Origin of the sequence: Alloyangia pacifica (genome assembly GCF_020524285.1) — a bacterium.
GTDB lineage: Bacteria > Pseudomonadota > Alphaproteobacteria > Rhodobacterales > Rhodobacteraceae > Salipiger > Salipiger pacificus_B.
In genome coordinates this window covers 1-589 of sequence record NZ_JAIVKX010000047.1, presented here as the reverse complement: position 1 = coordinate 589, position 589 = coordinate 1, and the positions used below count along the sequence as shown (strand labels likewise).

Genomic DNA, 589 nt, shown 5'->3' with positions numbered 1-589 from the left:
CGCCGCATCTCGATCCTCTGCGGCAACGGCGGGGTCTTCCTGCCCGAGGAGATGGCCCGCGGCGCCGACGGCGCGATGACCGGTTTCGGCTTCCCCGAAATGCTGGCAGATGTTGTGCGGCTGGCCGGCGGCGGCGAGATGGACCGTGCGCAGGATATCTTCGACGCCTACCTGCCGCTGGTGCGCTACGAGCAGCAGCCCGGCGCCGGGCTGGCGGTGCGCAAATACGTGCTGGCCAAACGCGGCGCCATCGCCTCGGCGGCGCTGCGCGCGCCGGGGGCGGGCCTCGCGCCCGAAGCCATCGCCGAGGTCGAGCGGCTGCTCGCCCGGCAGGACAAACGACTGAAGGAGCTGAACTGATGGATCTGGGACTGACGGGCAAGACCGCGCTGGTGCTCGGCGCGAGCCGCGGCCTCGGCGCCGCGAGCGCGAAACTGCTGGCCGAGGAGGGCGCGCATGTGATCGCCGCCTCGCGCAGCGGCGCCGCCCCCGCCGAGGGCATGGAGGGCGTGAAGCTCGACCTGTCGGATGCAGGCAGCGTCGCGGCGCTGATCGAGCGGCTGAAAACGCAGCCGGTGGACATCCTGGT

2 protein-coding genes are annotated in these 589 nt (G+C 72.2%); both read left to right on the top strand.

Annotated features, from left to right (window positions below):
- The coding region (locus tag LC039_RS26785) for a dihydrodipicolinate synthase family protein (protein WP_413463864.1) at positions 1–360 on the top strand (360 nt) is incomplete at its 5' end.
- A partial coding sequence (locus tag LC039_RS26780) for an SDR family NAD(P)-dependent oxidoreductase (RefSeq protein WP_226629945.1) occupies positions 360–589 on the top strand: 230 nt, incomplete at its 3' end. The genes LC039_RS26785 and LC039_RS26780, both read left to right, overlap by 1 nt.